11 protein-coding genes are annotated in these 15285 nt (G+C 56.8%); 8 read left to right on the top strand and 3 right to left on the bottom strand.

Translation table 11 applies throughout. From position 1 onward, the window contains the following. Positions 1 to 17: 17 nt before the first annotated feature. From ACNKH6_RS09800 to ACNKH6_RS09790, 3 genes are all read right to left on the bottom strand, one after another. On the bottom strand, positions 18 to 1031 hold the full coding sequence (locus tag ACNKH6_RS09800; protein ID WP_417915377.1) for a BsuBI/PstI family type II restriction endonuclease: 1014 nt from the start codon (positions 1029 to 1031) through the stop codon (positions 18 to 20). Continuing rightward, positions 991 to 2037, bottom strand: coding sequence for a DNA cytosine methyltransferase (locus ACNKH6_RS09795; RefSeq protein WP_417915376.1), 1047 nt, complete (start codon positions 2035 to 2037; stop codon positions 991 to 993). The genes ACNKH6_RS09800 and ACNKH6_RS09795 overlap by 41 nt, the downstream gene beginning before the upstream one ends. 122 nt (positions 2038 to 2159) lie before the next feature. Beyond that, positions 2160 to 3383: an LL-diaminopimelate aminotransferase gene (locus tag ACNKH6_RS09790; RefSeq protein ID WP_417915375.1), complete on the bottom strand. Its 1224-nt coding sequence runs from the start codon at positions 3381 to 3383 to the stop codon at positions 2160 to 2162. A gap of 165 nt (positions 3384 to 3548) precedes the next feature. On the opposite strand from ACNKH6_RS09790, the gene ACNKH6_RS09785 reads away from it, so the two are divergent. From ACNKH6_RS09785 to ACNKH6_RS09750, 8 genes are all read left to right on the top strand, one after another. Then, on the top strand, positions 3549 to 3917 hold the full coding sequence (locus ACNKH6_RS09785; protein WP_417915374.1) for an effector-associated constant component EACC1: 369 nt from the start codon (positions 3549 to 3551) through the stop codon (positions 3915 to 3917). 56 nt (positions 3918 to 3973) lie between these two features. Then, entirely contained in the window at positions 3974 to 5695 is a 1722-nt protein-coding gene (locus ACNKH6_RS09780; RefSeq protein WP_417915373.1) for a caspase, EACC1-associated type, read from the top strand. Positions 5696 to 5797: 102 nt separating this feature from the next. After that, a complete protein-coding gene (gene vapB / locus ACNKH6_RS09775; protein WP_417915372.1) occupies positions 5798 to 6031 on the top strand; it encodes a type II toxin-antitoxin system VapB family antitoxin in 234 nt (77 codons plus the stop codon). Continuing rightward, on the top strand, positions 6031 to 6432 hold the full coding sequence (gene vapC, locus ACNKH6_RS09770; protein WP_417915371.1) for a type II toxin-antitoxin system tRNA(fMet)-specific endonuclease VapC: 402 nt from the start codon (positions 6031 to 6033) through the stop codon (positions 6430 to 6432). Before vapB ends, vapC begins: the two co-directional genes overlap by 1 nt. Before the next feature lie 206 nt (positions 6433 to 6638). Further along, a complete protein-coding gene (locus ACNKH6_RS09765; RefSeq protein ID WP_417915370.1) occupies positions 6639 to 9281 on the top strand; it encodes a DUF2339 domain-containing protein in 2643 nt (880 codons plus the stop codon). Beyond that, the gene (locus ACNKH6_RS09760; protein ID WP_417915369.1) at positions 9278 to 10642 is read left to right on the top strand and encodes a DUF3999 domain-containing protein; all 1365 of its coding nucleotides are present in this window, start codon (positions 9278 to 9280) and stop codon (positions 10640 to 10642) included. The genes ACNKH6_RS09765 and ACNKH6_RS09760 overlap by 4 nt, the downstream gene beginning before the upstream one ends. Before the next feature lie 207 nt (positions 10643 to 10849). Beyond that, positions 10850 to 13537, top strand: coding sequence for a DNA polymerase I (gene polA / locus ACNKH6_RS09755; protein WP_417915368.1), 2688 nt, complete (start codon positions 10850 to 10852; stop codon positions 13535 to 13537). 28 nt (positions 13538 to 13565) lie between these two features. Then, entirely contained in the window at positions 13566 to 15269 is a 1704-nt protein-coding gene (locus ACNKH6_RS09750) for an AIPR family protein (protein ID WP_417915518.1), read from the top strand. The last annotated feature ends 16 nt before the right edge of the window (positions 15270 to 15285 follow it).

Genomic DNA, 15285 nt, shown 5'->3' with positions numbered 1-15285 from the left:
TCAGAAAGATTGAAAAACTATCCCTTGTACGGGCCAAGGAATTTTTCTCCGTTGAAATGCACTAAGTGATCTGGATTCTCAGCTATCCACACCTCTGTTTCCCACGCTATTTCTGCGATGAATTGCCGAAATTTCTGTTTGTTGAGGAAAGCTGTGATATAAACAATGTCCGCAGTGCAATGTTGAGTGAGCTGTTTGAGCTGCAACAATCTGATTTCAGAAATAGGCCCGGAAGCATGAACTGCTTCGATCAGATACAGCCAATTCTTCTTCTCGGAATACGCAATAATATCAGGCAACTCATCATGAGCAAGCTCAAAGAAATTTAGCTGTTCCAGCCGCTCTTTGTCCAAGTGCAAATATTTATCAGAGGTGTCGCCGACATAAAGCACTTCTGCGCCGTAGCCATATCTTGGCAGAAGTTCTTCAATAATGCATTTCTGCAAATTATTATGTTCTCCCGGCGAGAAAGAAAGTTTGCTTCCTGACGGAAGCAGCACATCAATTTTTTCAATCTTTCTTTCACGTTTCAGCTTTGAATGCAATAATTCGATGTTTCCAAGACGCTGCGTAACTTGCTTTCGCCAATCTTCTGCGCCAAATGTCCTGATAAGATCAGCGTAACTTGGATTAAGGGAATATCCGCGAGTCGAATCATTTGTTGCCGAGTTTGGATTCGACTGCAAAACTACCCCGGCCAGAACCAACAATTTTAAATCATTCCGCCGTATGTCATCGTAAGAGCCGGAGCTTATCTTTTCGTTAAAGTGAAGGTTGACAAAGTTGATGATGTCTCGTGTTTTGAGAGCGTAGCCGCTATTTAGGTCTTTTGCATTTTTCAAATCAGAAAATGATTTGATATCGCCGCTGGCCAAGAACGCCATAGCTATTCTTTCAAGCCGCCGAGGCGTTGTATTCAACGGTACTCCAAAACATTCAAGCATACAGAGAACCGTGTTGATCAACTGCTGTGTCTCGGCTGTCTTTTCGTTAAATGTTTTTGACTGTTCTGGATTGATATATTGTTTCATGTGCAAACAAATTGAGTTGCCGAGCATCTCTCAAGGAAGAGCTGTTTTCCGCATTGCCGAGCAGATACTTTTTAACCTGCCGCGCCAGATGATACGCGAAATACGGAGCGACCGCATTGCCAATTTGATTAAACTGCTGCGTTTCGTTTCCGGCAAATTCAAACCAATCAGGGAAACTTTGCAGCCGGGCCGCTTCACGCACGGTCAACCGCCTTCTTCTGCCATCCTGCAAGCGGATTCTGTGCATGTCGCCGGTTGAACCGGCCAGATTTCTGCATGTCAACGTCCGGGCTGGTTTATTCAAATGCAAATCTCTCGGCGTGACGCACTTCGAGGCTTTTTCGTATTTGGCAACATACTGATCCATAGATTCTGTCAGGAATTTTGAGGAATCATCATGCTGCAAGGCCAATTCTCCCAATGCCTGCCCAGCAGCAATTCGTTTATTCGCTTTTTTCGGCAGGTTGATTTTCTGTTTTGCTCCGATAACGATTACCCGCTCCCTGTTTTGCGGAACTTCATAATCAACCGCATTGAGCAATGAATATCTAATATAATAGCCAAATTTTTCAAGAGCATTGACAACTTCATGCAGATACCATTTATTTTTGTACAACATCCCCCTCACATTTTCAAAGAGCACAACTTCCGGCTCAAGCTGCTTGACGGCTGCCAAAAAGATCGGAAAGCCATCCCGCGCATCTTGCAAGCCAAGCTGTTTGCCTCCTACGCTGAATGGTTGACATGGTGGCCCGCCAATGACGATGTCTGCCTTTGGATACACAGAATCAACAGTCAATGTTTCTTGAACGCATTTGCCAAGCAAGTTGCGATTGTATGTTTCTGCGGCATATTCATCCATTTCATAGGCAATGGTTCTAAAGCCATGCGCTTCAAAACCAAGCGACAAGCCTCCGCAGCCTGCAAAAAGATCAAGAACTGTTGTATGCAGCCTGTTATCAATCCAAGGTTTCAACTCTATATTTATTTTCTCAACAAATTCCATTGTTAATCATAAAATGATAATATTTGTTTATTATAGACACTTTCCAGCCCCGCAACAAGCCGCAGACGCAGCCTGACATCTTGGCTACGTCTGTGGCGAGAGGCAAAAATGCCGCTCTTTACTCACGCCAAGGCCGCTTTGATCCGCTCTATCGCCTTCACCACGTTCTCGCGGGAGTTGAAGGCGGAAAGGCGGATGTAGCCCTGCCCGCATTTGCCGAAGCCTGCGCCCGGCGTGCAGACCACGCCCGCCTTGTTCAGCAGCATGTCGAAGAATTCCCATGAGTCGCGCCCGCAGCGTATCCAGACATACGGCGCATTGGCCGCGCCAACATAGGCATAGCCCAAGTCGTTCATCGCCGCCGCGATCAGGTCAGCATTCTCCAGATAGCCGCTGATCAGTGCCTTGCACTGGGCCTTGCCTTCGTCCGAATACACAGCCTCGGCGGCCCGCTGCACTGGATAAGAAACGCCGTTGAACTTGGTGCAATGGCGGCGGTTCCAGAGCGGATGAATGAGCTGCTTATTGCCTGCGCTGTCATAAGCCGCGCATTCTTTCGGCACCACCGTGTACGCGCAGCGGGTGCCGGTGAAGCCTGCGCTTTTCGAGAAGGAGCGGAACTCAATCGCCACTTCCCGCGCTCCTTCGATCTCATAAATGGAATGCGGCAGCGACTCATCGCGGATGAAGGCCTCGTAGGCCGCGTCAAAGAGGATCAAGGCTTTGTTCTTTTTGGCATAGTCCACCCAGGTTTGCAGCTCGGCCTTGCTGACCGTTGCGCCGGTCGGGTTGTTAGGGAAGCAGAGATAGATCAAATCCACCGGCTCTTGCGGCAAAGCAGGCACATAGTTGTTTTCCGCTGTGGAATCCAAATAGACCAGCCCCTGATAGCGGCCATCGGCAAACGCGCCGGTGCGCCCGGCCATGACGTTGGTGTCGAGATAAACTGGATAAACCGGGTCAGGAAGAGCCACCCGCGCATCGGTGCTGAACAGCTCCTGGATGTTGCCGGTGTCGCATTTCGCTCCGTCGGAAATGAAGATTTCATCAGCACTGATTGCCGCTCCGCGAGCCTGAAAGTCGTTTTTGGCAATGGCCTCGCGCAGGAAAGCGTAGCCCTGCTCCGGGCCATAGCCCCGGAAACTGCTGTCTGCCGCCATCTCGTCCACAGCCTTGTGAAAGGCGGCGCCGCAGGCTTGCGGCAATGCTTTGGTCACATCGCCGATGCCGAGACGGATGATGCTTTTGTCCGGGTTGGCCTGCTGAAAGGCGGCCACACGGCGGGCGATGTCGGCAAAGAGGTACGAAGCCTGGAGCTTCAGATAATGTTCGTTGATTGTAAGCATGGTGTTCCAATAGAAGATGCTGGCGTTTTGTGTTGACAGGCTGCATACTGCAACGTAAAGAAAGGTGCAGAGATATTACCTGATGCGGGCGAATGAAGTCAAGCTGCGGAGCGGATGCGGTGGCGGAAGCGGCTCACAATTTTTTTTCACGATAAGGGGCGGTTCATGGACGCAACACTTTCTTTGCATGACAGCGGGATGGCGGCGGAAGACCTTCAGAGTTTGACGGCCAGGCTGCTGCGCAGCATTAACCAAGAAACTGATTTGACAGCAACGCTGCCGGAAGAGCGCAGCGGCGCAGGCGCGAAAGGTGATGCCGTCACCATCGGGGCAATCATCTTGGCCGCGCTGAGTTCCCCCGCAGTTGAGGCCTTGTTTCAGGTGCTGAAATCCTACGTTGAGCGCAAGCCGACGTTGCGCTTTGAGGTTAAAACAGCGGATGGCCGGGAGCTGAAAATTGAAGCCGAGCATTTCAGCCCGGAGCAGATCGCCCAGACCATGCAGGCGGTGAAGCAGCTTTGTGAACAAAAATAAGGGGCGTAGGGGCGAAAAATTTTTCGCCCCTACTACTATAACCCCGTGTGAATGACATGGCCAACAAACGCTACGCCATCCTCATTGCCAGCAGCAGATACCCGGAAGAGCCGGGCCTGACTGAGCTGCGCTGCCCGGAAAACGACGTTGACGCGCTCAACGAAGTGCTGTCCTCGCCGGACTTCGGGCAGTTTGCTGAGACACTTGTTTTCAAGAACAAGCCCAGTCATGAGGTGCTGGAGCAGCTTGAAACCGTCTTGGCTGAGGCGGGCAAGGATGATCTGGTGCTCATTTATTTTTCTGGGCACGGCAAGCTCAATCCTTCAGGCAAGCTCTGTCTTGCAACCGTTAATACCAAGCCAAAGAAACTTGGCTCTACCTCTATTCCTGCGTCAATGATCACGTCGTTCTTCGAGCATTCCAACGTGCAGAGAAAAATTCTCATCCTCGATTGCTGCTATAGTGGCGCAATTGGGGAGGAGTTTAAAGGCGGCGTGGATGAGCAGCTCCAGATCATGGCGAAAGGCCAAGGCACCTTCATCATGACCGCCTCGACCAATATTCAGGTGGCGGTGGAGAAGGAGGGCGACTCGCTCGCTCTTTTCACCAAACATTTGGTGGACGGCATCCGCAGCGGCGAGGCGGACAGAGATGAGGATGGTGAAATAGACATCCACGAGCTATACCAGCATGTTTATGAGAAAGTGCAGGCGGAAGGCGCGCAGGAGCCGATGAAGTGGGACATCAATGCCAGAGGCAGGATGATTATTGCCAAGAGCGGCAATGCCCTGCACGAGCAGCGGCGGCAGGAGATGGAGCGCAGCCTGCACCGCTTGGCGGCGGACGGCCTGCTCACCAGCCGGGTTGCGCATGAGGCGGCGCGGGTGCTGCGTCTGCCGAAGAAAAAGCTAGCTGACAGGGAACAGCAGCGCATAGGCCTGATTGAGCAGCTTATGGGCAGCAAGCTCGGCAAGGCTGATTTCATGGAGCAGTGGATGGACTTGCGCTGCCTTGACTGCGCAGCGGCGGCGAAAAAGACGGACAATTTGAAGCCGCAAGCTGAAGCCAAGCAGGAATCGCCTGCGCTGTCCTTGCCAAAGCGGGGCGACACAATGACCAATGCTGGCACCGGGATGCAATTTGTTTATATCCCTGCTGGCTGCTTCATGATGGGGTCAGATGAAGATGCTAATGAAAAGCCGGTGCATGAAGTCTGCGTGGATGCTTTTTGGATGGGAAAATATCCAGTAACGCAGGAGCAGTGGCGGAAGATCATGGGCGAAAATCCTTCTTATTTTAAGAAGGGCGGCACGTATCCAGTGGAGCAGGTCTCGTGGGATGACGCGCAGGACTTTATCAAGAAGCTGAATCAGCGGTCTGGCAAAGCATATCGTCTGCCTACAGAAGCGGAGTGGGAATATGCCTGCCGGGCGGGCGGCTCTGGGATATACGATCTGGATGTTGTGGCGTGGTACCGCAACATCAGCAGCGGCACCCATCCTGTGGGTGAGAAAGAGGCCAACGCTTTTGGTCTGCACGACATGCTTGGCAATGTCTGGGAGTGGTGCGCTGATTGGTACGACGGCAAATATTATGCCGTCAGCCCTAAGGACAATCCGACTGGGCCTGAGAAAGGCTCGTACCGCTTGTTTCGCGGCGGTAGCTGGTCCGACGCGCCCGAGAACGTGCGGGCGGCGGACCGCTACTGGGGCACGCCGGGCTTCCGCAGCACCTTCTTGGGCTTCCGGCTCCTCCTCCCAGGTCAGCAGGGCAAGTAAAGCAGGTCCGGCCCGGCCCGTGCGGCAGCCGGGCCGGAATGAATCCCCTTGCCTGTTGCTGCGCTTGCGCTATATACTGTCAGTATACACAAGGAGGTTTTTATGCGCACCGGCTCAATTTTTTCCAACAACCGCACCCAAGCTGTCCGCCTGCCTGCGGAAACCCGTTTTCCAGACCACGTCAAAAAAGTGACTGTCCGCGTCTCAGGAAAAGATCGGGTTCTGTCGCCAGTTGAAAGCACATGGGACAGCTTCTTTCACTCTGGCGAGAACGTCACAGATGATTTCATGACAGAACGTGCTGCGCAGGAGCAGCAGGAAAGGGAAGCGTTCTGATGTTGAAATACATGCTTGACACCAACATCGTCATTTATGTCATCAAGCGGCGGCCTCTCGAAATTTCTGAGACATTCAACCGCTGCGCCGGGCAGATGTGCATCAGCTCCATCACCTTTGCCGAGCTGATGCACGGCGCGGAGAAAAGCAGCAGGCCGGAACACAACCTGCGGCAGGTCGAGGACTTCACCTCCCGTTTGGAGGTGTTGGACTACGGCAGAAAAGCTGCCTTGCATTATGGGAATATTCGCGCTGATTTGGAACGCCGTGGCACAACCATCGGCGTGAATGATCTGCACATTGCCGGTCATGCCCGCAGCGAGGGACTGACGCTGGTCACCAACAACCTGCGTGAATTCGAGCGGGTTGCGGGACTGCGGCTGGAAAATTGGGTGTCATGAAATCTTCTGGTTCTCCCCCCGCCTGAACCACTTTTCCACCTCCTGCTTGGAAAAACTCTTCAGCGCCGGGCGGCCTTGGCGGAGCCGGGACGAGCCGCAGCCTGCGCCGAGAAAGTAGGGGCGAAAAATTTTTCGCCCCTACTTCAAGCACATGCTTGGTGCAGCCACTCAACGCAAGAATTAAATATATTGCTTAGTTAAAATTCATGAACGCATCTGCTGTTATCGGCATCATCATCGGCGGCATTCTGGGAGGCGCAGGGCTGCTCCGTCATACAGGCGGCTGGCTGGCTGGAATGCTCTTCGGCTGGCTGCTGGCGCGGAGTTTCCGCCAAAGCGCGAAGATCGAGGGCTTGGAGCGGCGGCTGCGGGATATTGAAGCCTTGGTCGAGGAGCAGCCGGAAGCGGCTGCGGAACAGCCTGTCCAAGAGCTGCAACCGGTCACTTCGCCGCCGCGCCGAGAGGAGCGCAAGGAAGCTCGGCCCGCACCTGCTCCGGCAGCCGTGCGCAGCGAGATCAAGTTGGCACCGCCGTCCTTGGAAGACCGCCTGCACGCCAAGATCACCGCCTTTTTCACCGAAGGCAATGTGGTGCTCCGCGTCGGCCTGCTGGTGCTCTTCTTCGGCGTGGCCTTCCTGCTCAAATACGCTGCTGACCGCAACGTCATCTCCCTGGAAATGCGGCTGCTCGGCGTGGCGTTGGGCGGACTGGCCCTGCTCGGCTTCGGCTGGCGGCAAAGGCAGGCGCGGCCCGGCTTTGCCCTGCTGCTGCAAGGCGGCGGCATCGGCATCATGTACCTGACCGTCTTCGCCGCCTTCAAGCTCTATCACCTGCTGCCTTCGCCGCTGGCCTTCGCAGTCATGCTCGGCTTGGTTGTCACATCCACGGCCCTTGCCCTGCTGCAAAACTCCAGCCCGCTCGCCCAATTCGGCGCGGCTGGCGGCTTCTTGGCCCCGGTGCTGCTCTCCACAGGCAGCGGCAATCACGTCGCGCTTTTCAGCTACTACGCCCTGCTCAACTCCGGCATTCTCGCGGTCTCGTGGTTCAAAGCCTGGCGCAGCCTGAACCTGCTCGGCTTCATTTTCACGCTCGGCATCGGCTCAATGTGGGGCCTGAACAGCTACCAGCCCCAGCATTTCGCCACCGCCGAGCCGTTCCTGATTCTCTTCTTCCTCATGTTCAACGCCATTGGCGTGCTCTTCGCCTTCCGCCAGCCGCCGAATCTGCGCGGCTATGTGGACGGCACTTTGGTCTTTGGCACGCCAGTGGTCTGCTTCTCCCTGCAAGCGGGCATGGTGCAGGACATGCCGCACGGCCTGGCCTACAGCGCATTGGCCGTGAGCCTCTTCTACATCGTGCTGGCGCGGTGGCTGTGGAATCGCGGCAACGAGCGGCTGCGCCAAGGAATGCGCACCATGACCGAAGCCTTCCTCGCGCTTGGCGTGGTCTTTGTCACATTGGCTGTGCCGCTGGCCCTGAGCGGACGCTGGGTTGCGGTGACTTGGGCGATGGAAGGCGCGGCCTTGGTCTGGGTCGGCATCCGGCAGAACCGCTTCCTCGCCCGCAGCAGCGGCTTCCTGCTTCAGTTCGGGGCCGGCGTGTTTTTTCTGGCGGATCTCAGTCAGCGGGATTACTCCGCCTCGGATCTCCCGCTGCTCAACGGCAATTATCTCGGCGCAGTGATCATTGCAGTGTCCGCGCTCTTCGCCTCTTGGCAGCTTTATAAGGCCGACAATCTCCGCCGCTGCGAGAAGTGGAATCACCTGCCGCTTTTCTTCTGGGGCTGCTTCTGGTGGTTCTGCGGCGGATTGGCTGAAATTGACCGCTGCTTCAGCTTTGCCGCTGAAGATAACTTGTGTCTGCTTTTCGCCGCCCTCAGCTGCGCCGCGCTCGCCCGTCTGGCCGCGCGGCTGCGCTGGAAGACCGCCGCATGGCCCAGCCTTGTTCTGCCCGGTTACATGATGTGGAAAATCATCATGAGCGCAGGGATCCTGCCGGTCTTTTGGCTGCTGGTCTTTCTGCTCCTGCATGACAGTCTGCGGCAGGGGCATGGCCTGATCCGCGCACGCTGTCTGTCCGCCAGCCACATTCTCAGCTTCCTGCTGCTGGCCTTCATAGTCTGCCTGGAGACAAGTCAGGCGGTGAGCAAGTTCACCGGCGGGGAAGGCGTTTGGCACCAGATCGTCTGGGGCCTGATTCCGGCAGGCATGATTCTGCTGGCGCACAACCGCTGGCTGGAGAAACGCTGGCCGCTGACGGAATACGCTGCGGTCTATCAGCGGCAGGCCGCTGGCCTCTTGGCTGTTCAGCTCTGGCTCTGGCTGATCAGCAGCAGCTTCGGCAATCCGGGCAACGCTGCCCCGCTGCCGTTTATTCCCCTGCTCAATCCGCTGGAAGTAAGCCAGATAGCTGTGCTGCTCGTGCTGGCCTGGTGGATGCTGCGGCACCGTGCTGCCGCCAAGCTGCCTGAAGAGCTGCTGCCCGCGCTCGGCGCAGGCACGGCCTTCCTCTGGCTGAACACAGCACTGGCCCGTGCAGTGCATCACCTCGCTGCTGTGCCCTTTGCTGCGGACGCAATGCTGGATTCCCGCCTCTATCAGACCTCGCTGGCCATCCTCTGGGCCTTGCTCTCGCTCGCGCTGATGATCGCCGCCGACCGCAAGCAGAGCCGGACCGTCTGGTTCGCGGGCTGCACGCTGATTGGAGCCACTGTGCTGAAACTCTTCCTGATTGATCTGGCCAACAGCGGTGCTGTGGAGCGCATCGTCTCCTTCATCTCTGTCGGCCTCTTAGTTATCGTCATCAGCTACTTCTCGCCGCTGCCGCCGAAGAAGGAGGAATCCAAATGAACCGCCTGCTTATATTGCTCATGCTGCTGGCCGCTGTTCCCTGCCGCGCTGCTGAGGAAGCGCAGCCTCTGCTCCGCGAGGACTTCGCTTACGGCATGGAGCTGGCCGTCAGTGGCAAAAACGCCATGTACAGCCTGACCCTGCCCGCAGAGGTGTACAAAGGCTGCGCCCGGCCTGATCTCGGCGACCTGCGCGTCTTCAACGCCCACGGCCCGGTGCCGCATCTGCTCCGCCAGCCTAAGCCGGAGCAGGAAGCTCGTCCCGCCCATGCCCTGCCCTTCTTTCCGCTCGCCGCGCCTGCGGGCAGAGCGCAGAACGCAGGCTTGGGCATCGCCATCGGCAGCAATGGCGCGTTGATCGCCATCAGCGCCGCCGGGCCGGAACAGCCTGCCCAGGCAGTCGCCGCCTATCTCATTGACATCTCTGCTTTGAAGCGCCGCCCGGACTGGCTGGAGCTGGCCTGGCAAGGGCAGAGCGGCCAGTTCTCGGTCTCGGTGCAGGTGGACAGCAGCGACGACCTGAACTCCTGGCAGCCTGCGGCCTCTGCCGCGCTGGCCGAACTGAGCTTCGGCGGTCATCAGCTGCTGCGCAACCGGATCGAGCTGGGCCAGGGCGCGGCAGGCAAGTATCTGCGCCTGTCGTGGCCGCCGGGCAAGGACGGAGTCAGCCTGAACGCGGTCAAGGCGGGCTATGAAAGCGAGACGCGGACGCAGCCCCGCACCGTGCTGACTTTGACCGGGCAGCCGGATGCGTCCGCAGCGGCAGGCCGGGCGGCTTGGCTCTACAGCAGCGGCGGCCTGTTTCCGGTCGATCAGCTCAACATCCGCCTGCCGGAGCAGAACTCCTTGGCCGAGTTTGCGGTCTATTCCCGGCCTGATGCGCAGGCGGTCTGGCAGCGGCGGGCGACGCTGCTTGCCTGGCGGCTGCTGGTGAATGGAGTCAATTTGGATAACAGCGCACTGCACCTGCCTATAACCACTGACCGCTTCTGGCGGCTGGAAACCGAGGCCGGTGCTGGCAGCAAGGCTCCATCACTGGAGCTGGGCTGGCTGCCGGGACAGCTCGTTTTCATGGCTCAAGGCGAGGGTCCGTACAGTCTGGCCTATGGCCGGGCAGGATTACAGCCTGCGCGTTCGCAGGTTGCGCAGCTCTTGCAGGCGGTGGAGCCGGTCAGCGGCGGGGCATTGATTGAGACGGCACAGGCCGGTGCTCAGACCGTGCTGGCAGGCGATGCGGCTTTAGCGGTCAAGAAGGAAATACCTTGGCGCGTCTGGCTGCTTTGGGCCGGGCTGATTGCCGGAGTGCTGGCCGCAGGGGCAATGGCCTGGAAGCTGTTCCAAGAAATGAAGAATGCGCGTTGACGGGCGGACGACGCAGGATTATTGTGCGGGACAAATAATATGAGTTCCGCAGTTGGGAAAAACTGTGTACTATAGCGGCATGAACGAAGGCAACAGATCACGATCACATCGATTTCCACTTATTATGCCGAAGCCGCATGATCATATCAACGGCACTGACAACATTATAGCAATATTACTCAATATCCTGCAACAGGATGAAGTCTGATGAATACCCAACCCCGCAAAACAGTCTATATTATCGACGGCAGCGCGTACATCTACCGCGCCTTTCATGCGGTCAAGCCGCTGCACACCAGCGGCGGCCTGCCCACGCACGCGGTTTTCGGCTTCATCAGCATCATCCGCCGCATTTTGCGCGAGAAGCAGCCGGACTATCTGGCCGTGGCCTTTGACAGCAAAGGGCCGGTGTTCCGCCATCAAATCGCTGTTGACTACAAGGCCAACCGTCCGGCCATGCCGGAAGAGCTGGCGGTGCAGATTCCTTACATCCGCCGGATCACCGAGGCGTACCGAATCTTCAGCCTTGCCGAGCAGGGCTTGGAAGCGGATGATCTGATCGCCGCTGCCGCCAAGCGTCTGGCTGAACAAGGCTGCCACGTGGTCGTGGTTTCCGGCGACAAAGACCTGCTGCAATTGGTCGGCGAGAACATCACCTGCTGGGAGCCGATGAGCGACAAGCTCTTGGACGCGGCGGCGGTGGAGGAGAAATACGGCCTGCCGCCGTCACGGCTGCTGGATTATTTCGCCCTGATCGGCGACAGCTCTGACAACATCAAGGGCGTGCCGGGCGTTGGGCCGAAGACGGCGCAGAAGCTGATTGCCGAGCACGGCACGCTGGAGGAGCTGTACGCGCAGGCCGCCGGGATGAAGAAATCCAAGGTCAAAGACAACCTGCTGGCGCACCGCGAGGATGCCTTTCTTGCCCGCGAGCTGGTGCGGCTCCGCGAGCAGGCCGAGGTGGAAACGGACTTGGAGAAATACCGCATCGCCGCGCCGGATGCCGGACTGCTGCGCGAGCTGCTCACCGAGCTGGAATTCACCAGCCTGCTCAAGAGCGATGTGCCTGCCGCCGGATTGGACACCGCAGGCTTCCAACTCATCAGCCGCCGCGACGAGCTGGAGCGGCTGGCGGCAGAGCTGCGCGCGGCGGAATATTTGGTCATCGACACCGAAACCACCTCGCTTGATCCGCTGCTGGCCGAACTGGTCGGTTTATCGCTCTGCACTGGCATCGGGCGGGCGTGGTATCTGCCCTGCGGCCACCGCGACGCGCTTGGCCAGCTTCTGCCGGAGCAGCTATCCCGTCAAGATATGCTCGACTGCGTTGGCCCGCTGCTCACAGATGCCCGCCTGCCGAAGATCGGCCACAATCTCAAGTATGATTACGCCGTGTTGGCCGCGCCGCAGAACGGCGGCCTGCGCTTGGCCGGGCTGCTCTGGGACAGCATGATCGGAGCCTGGCTGCTTGATCCAAATCGCCGCTCCTACAAATTAGATGATCTTTGTCTGGAGCAGGGCTTCAAGCTCACCAGTTTCACGGAAGTGACCGAGGCGAGCAAAGCGGCGGACGCATTCTGTCGGGTGCCGCTGAATAAAGCCAAGGATTACAGCTGCGAGGACGTGCAGGGCAGTCTGCGCCTGTTCTTGCAGCAGCAGCCTGAGCTGGAGCGGCTCGGCCTCTGGCAGCTCTTCACCGAGGTGGAAGGCCAGCTTATTCCTGTGCTGGCGGAGATGGAGGCCAGCGGCATCCTTATTGATCAGGAGCTGCTAGGCCAGTTATCCGAGGATTTTTCCGCCCAGTTAGCCGTGCTGGAGACAGAGATTCACCTTGCCGCAGGCGGGCCGTTCAACATCAACTCGCCTCAGCAATTGGCTGAGATTCTGTTCGACAAACTGAACCTGCCGCGTGACCGCAAGACCAAGACCGGCTACTCGACCGACGCGCAGGTGCTGGAAAAGCTGGCGTGGCGGCACGAGCTGCCCGCGCTGATTGTTCGCTACCGCAACCTCGCCAAGCTGAAATCCACCTATGTGGACAAGCTGCCGGAGCATGTCAGTTCGGTCAGCGGGCGGGTGCATTCCTCCTTCAATCAGTGCGGCACCGCTACCGGACGACTCAGTTCCAGCAATCCGAATTTGCAGAATATTCCCATCCGCAGCGAGGAGGGCCGCCGCATCCGCGCCGCCTTTGTTGCAGGCGAAGGAAAGATTTTGCTCTCCGCTGATTATTCGCAGATTGACCTCCGGGTTCTGGCGCATTACAGCCAAGATGCTGCGTTGATTGAAGCGTTCAGGAAAGATGAGGACATTCACGCCTGCACAGCGGCGGAGATTTTCCGTGTCTCCCGTGCGCTGCTCACCTCGGAGATGCGTCGGATTGCCAAAAGCATCAATTTCGGCATAGTCTATGGCATGTCGAGCTTTGGCCTTTCCGAGCAGCTCGGCATCAGCCGCCGGGAGGCCCAGCTCTTTATTGACCGTTATTTTGAGCAATATCTGGGCATCAGGCGGTTTATGGACGCGACCATTGAGCAGGCAAAAACGGACGGCTTTGTCAGCACCCTGCTTGGCCGCCGCAGACTGCTGCCAGAGATCAACTCATCCAACCGCAACCGCCGCGAATTTGCCGAGCGCACGGCCATCAACACGCCGATTCAAGGCACAGCGTCGGACATCATCAAACTGGCGATGCTCAAGGCGCATGAAGTCTTGAAGAACGGACAGCTTCAAGCCAAGCTGCTTCTGCAAATCCACGACGAGCTGGTCTTTGAAGTCGCAGAAAGCGAGGCCGAGGCTGTCCAAAACTTCATCGTGCCGCTGATGGAATCGGTCATGGAGCTGGCTGTGCCGCTGAAAGTGAATGCGCGGACAGGGCGGCGGCTTAGTATTTAATAGCTGCTGATCAAAGGGGAAAATAATGTTGAATATCAACGCAAGCATCATTGACCAGCAAGTGCGGGCATTTGCTGAACGTCAGAAAACGGCGATCATGGAGAAGGCGAATTGTAAAAACGACGAGGCAAAGCTGCGGTCAGCGGCCTTTGTCGCTTTTTCTGTGAAGACAGTGCTTGACCTGAATGAGGACGAGGCGGTTGAATGCCTGACCGAAGGCGGCGGAGATTTCGGCGTTGATGCCGTTGAAGTCGGCGAAGTTCAGGACGGGGAGTTTGGTGTCACCTTGTTTCAAGGGAAATATAAAACAGATTTTGATGGAACATCAAATTTTCCGCAAACAGGGATTGAAAAGCTGATTCAGGCGGCGGGAACACTGTTTGACCCGTACAAAAAAATCACCGTCAATCGCAATCTGGAGACAAAAATAGAATCAATCCGTTCGCTGGTCTCTGACGGCTACCTGCCGCAGGTCAGGATCATCGCCTGCAACAACGGTCTGATCTGGAATAAAGAGGCTCAAAATCTGATTGACAATGCCGGATTCGGCGAACAGGTGCTCTTCGAGCATGTCAACCATGACAGTTTGGTCTCCATCATCAAATCGCTGAAACCAGTGGATGACACGCTTCGCCTCACCGGCAAAGCCATTGTTGAGGAATATGATTTCCGTCGTGTTCTGGTGGGAAAAATCGCTGTCGCCGAGCTTGCGGCCCTCTTTGACCGGCATGGAGACCGCCTGCTGGAGAGAAACATTCGCCGCTATCTTGGACTGCAAGGCAACCGTGTCAACGAAGGCATTGCCAGCACTTTGAAAAATACGCAAGAGCAGACGAATTTTTATTTTTACAACAACGGCATCACTCTGACCTGCAATCAATTTCAGCACAACGCCTTGCAGGGCGAAAACTGGTCGGTGAAGCTGTCAGGAATGCAGATCATCAATGGCGGGCAGACCTGCAAGACCATTCAGCGGACTTTGAATGCTAGCATGATCACCACGTCGAAGGCGGCTGTGCTGGTCAGAATTTATGAGCTGCCCAAGGAGCGCGAGGACAAAAAAAGCGAGGACGACTTGGTGCGGAACATCACCTATGCGACCAACAGCCAGAACCCTGTTGACCTCCGCGACCTGCGTTCCAATGACGACCGGCAGCGGAATTTAGTTCTGTCGATAGAGCAGCTTGGCTACAGCTACAAGCGGCATCGGAGCGAAACCGCCGCTAAAAGCACGGACATCAGCAGCGCGACCGCCGCCGAGGCCGTCTTGTCCATCTGGCGGCACCGTCCGCAGCAAGCCAAATTTAAAACAGGAGAGCATTTCGGCAAGCTCTATGACATCATTTTCACTGCTGATTTGAACGGAGCGCAGGTGATTGCCGCTGTGCTGCTCTTCAGAATCGCGGAAAACAAACGCAAGCGGCCTGCGGATGACGCGCCTGACTTCATCCGCTACGCATCCTGTTTTGCCGCGATGATCATGGGCGATCTGCTGCTGGCCGACTTGAAAATTCAGCTTGCGCAGCTTGATCATACAAAATTTGACGAGTCCCGCAGACTGATCGAAAGCAAGGGTGAAGCCTATCACGCTGCGGCGGCGGATAAAATTGAAAAGGCACTGCGGGCGCTGTACAAGGAGGAGGCGTTGAGCCTGCAACGCCTCGCTGCCGCCTTCAGGCGCGGCGACCTGATTGAGATGCTGAGAAGAAAAAACGTAGTGCCGGGTTCATAGGCGGGCTGCGCTGATC

It is taken from the genome of Candidatus Electronema sp. JM (assembly GCF_048287415.1).
Taxonomy (GTDB): Bacteria; Desulfobacterota; Desulfobulbia; order Desulfobulbales; family Desulfobulbaceae; genus Electronema.
Note: the sequence above shows the minus strand (reverse complement) of the source record. Positions and strands in the feature narration are given on the sequence as shown.